Origin of the sequence: Paraburkholderia sp. Ac-20347 (genome assembly GCF_017104805.1) — a bacterium.
GTDB classification, from domain to species: domain Bacteria; phylum Pseudomonadota; class Gammaproteobacteria; order Burkholderiales; family Burkholderiaceae; genus Paraburkholderia; species Paraburkholderia tropica.
Map to the genome: position 1 here is coordinate 1 of NZ_JAAGPN010000501.1, position 2,648 is coordinate 2,648.

2 protein-coding genes are annotated in these 2,648 nt (G+C 68.9%); both read right to left on the bottom strand.

What is annotated here, in order from left to right:
• Positions 1 to 92 precede the first annotated feature (92 nt).
• Positions 93 to 1,160, bottom strand: coding sequence for an ATP-binding protein (locus tag G3N97_RS38035; RefSeq protein WP_205997886.1), 1,068 nt, complete (start codon positions 1,158 to 1,160; stop codon positions 93 to 95).
• Between the two features lie 27 nt (positions 1,161 to 1,187).
• The coding region (locus G3N97_RS38040; protein ID WP_205997887.1) for a cobaltochelatase subunit CobN at positions 1,188 to 2,648 on the bottom strand (1,461 nt) is incomplete at its 5' end.

Here is a 2,648-nt window from a genome sequence, read left to right on the forward strand (position 1 = left end):
GGCATCGCGTGTGAGACGCGCCTGCGCGCGTCCGGGACCCTCTCGCCGCCGTGCGCCGCCCTGTGCCTGGGCGGCGGCCCTTGCCCGGCGGCTCAGCGTTTTTTTGCGGGCAGCGGGATCACGCCTTTGACCTGACGCGCGGGGACCGGCTCGGGCGCAAGCTCGCCCCAATCGGCGTCCGAATCGGTATCAGATTCGGCATGGTTTTCCGATTCGCGCCGATCATTCGACGCATCGCGCGATGGCTCCGGCGCCTGCGGCTGACCACCCGACGCAGGCGGCTCCGGCATCGCGCGGCGTCGATGCGCGAGCACCGCGTCCGCGACCGCATCGACGTGATCCGGCGTGATCCTCGCCGCGCCTTCGAAGGCCGCGAGCGCACGCGCCGCACGCAGCATCACGAGATCGGCGCGCAAGCCGTCCACGGCCGCTTCCACGCAGCGTTGCGCCGCGCGTTCATGCACCGCATCGCTCCAGTCGAGCGCATCGAGCGCCGCGCGCGCGGCGCGCAAACGCTGCGAGAGTTCGCGCTGCGCCGCCTCATGCGACGCGCAAAACGCCTGCGGATTCGCATCGAACGCAAGCCGCGCCTTGACGATGCGCTGACGCTCGCTCGCATCGTGACAATTGTCCAGCTCGACCATCAAGCCGAAGCGGTCGAGCAATTGCGGACGCAACTCGCCCTCTTCCGGATTCATCGTGCCGACCAGCACGAAACGCGCGTCGTGCGTGTGCGAAACGCCGTCGCGCTCGACCGTGTTCACGCCGCTCGCGGCGGCGTCGAGCAACGCGTCGACGAGCGCATCGGCCAGCAGATTCACTTCGTCGACATAGAGCACGCCGTCATGCGCGCGCGCGAGCAGACCCGGCGCAAAGCGCACGGCGTTCTCGCGCAGCGCGGCTTCGAGATCGAGCGTGCCGATCAGCTTCTCCTCGCTCGCGCCGAGCGGCAGCGTGACGAACGCGCCATCGGGCAGCAGCGCCGCCAGCGCGCGCGCCGCCGTGGACTTCGCGGTGCCGCGCGGACCGCTCACGAGCACGCCGCCGATCGCCGGGTCGATCGCCGCGAGCAGCAGCGCGCGCTGCAACGGCGCCTGGCCGACCAGCGCGGTGAAGGGAAAGGCGGGACGCGTCGCCGCTTCGTTCATGATTCGGCTCATGCTTCGGATTCCTTCATTGTGCTTCGCTCATCGCCCTTCCATCTTCTGTCCGGCTTCGAGCAAACGCTGCTCGATGCGCTCGCGATGCTCGCCCGGCTGCTGCCACAAGCCGCGCTGCATCGCCTCGATCAGACGTTCGCAGATCGCGTGCAGCGCATGCGGATTGTGGCGCTCCATGAACGCGCGCGTGTCGTCGTCGTGCACGTAGGCATCGGCGACCAGCGCGTATTGATGATCGCCCACCACGCGCGCCGTCGCATCGTAACCAAACAGATAATCGACGGTCGCGGCCATTTCCGCCGCGCCCTTGTAGCCGTGTCGCTTCACGCCGTCGATCCACTTCGGATTGACCACGCGCGAACGGATCACGCGCGCGATCTCCTCGTGCAGCGGACGAATGCGCGGCGCGGCGGGATTGCTGTGATCGGCGTGATAGAGCGTGGGCTGCGCCTGCGAGAAGTGGCGCGCAGCGGCGGCCATGCCGCCCTGGAACTGGTAGTAGTCGTTCGAGTCGAGCAGATCGTGCTCGCGGTTGTCCTGATTCTGCAGCACCACGTCGATGGTCGCGAGGCGCTTGCGGAACGCGTCGCGCGCCTCGTCGCCCGCGCTTTTCTGCGCGTAGGCGTAACCGCCCCACGCTTCGTAGGCCAGCGCGAGATCGGCGTCGCTCTGCCATTGCCGATGATCGATCATCGATTGCAGACCCGCGCCATACGCGCCGGGCTTCGCGCTGAACACGCGCCAGCCCGCGCGGCGACGCGCTTCGGCCGCGTCCATGCCGTCGGCGATCAAGGCGTCGCGCTCGCGTTGAATGCGCGCGCGCAGCGGATTCAGATGCTCGGGCTCGTCGAGTTCGGCGACGGCCTGCACGGCGGCGTCGAACAGATGCATCACGTTGGGAAACGCGTCGCGGAAAAAACCCGACACGCGCAACGTCACGTCGATACGCGGACGATCGAGCGCTTCCACCGGCATGATCTCGAAGTCGATCACGCGCTGACTGCCCGCCGCCCACTTCGGGCGCGCGCCGATCAGCGCGAGCGCCTGAGCGATATCGTCGCCGCCGGTGCGCATCGTCGCCGTGCCCCAGACCGACAGCCCGATCGCGCGCGGATAATCGCCGTGTTCCTGCAGATGCCGCTCGATCAGTTGCTGCGCCGACTTCATGCCGAGCGACCAGGCCGCCTGCGTAGGCACCGCGCGCGTGTCGACCGAATAGAAGTTGCGGCCCGTCGGCAGCACGTCGGGACGGCCGCGCGACGGCGAACCGCTCGGACCGGGCGGCACGAAACGGCCTTCGAAACCGCGCCGCAGCTGACGCAGTTCTTCGTGGCCGCAGGCGTCGAGACGCGGCAGCACGTCGTCGCGCAGACGCGCGAGCACGCGCGCAGCTTGCGGCCAGACTTCGGCATCGATCTCCGCGCCCTCGTCGCCGCACGCATGCGCGATGAAGCGCGCCGCCAGCATGTCGAGCCGCTCGCGCGTATC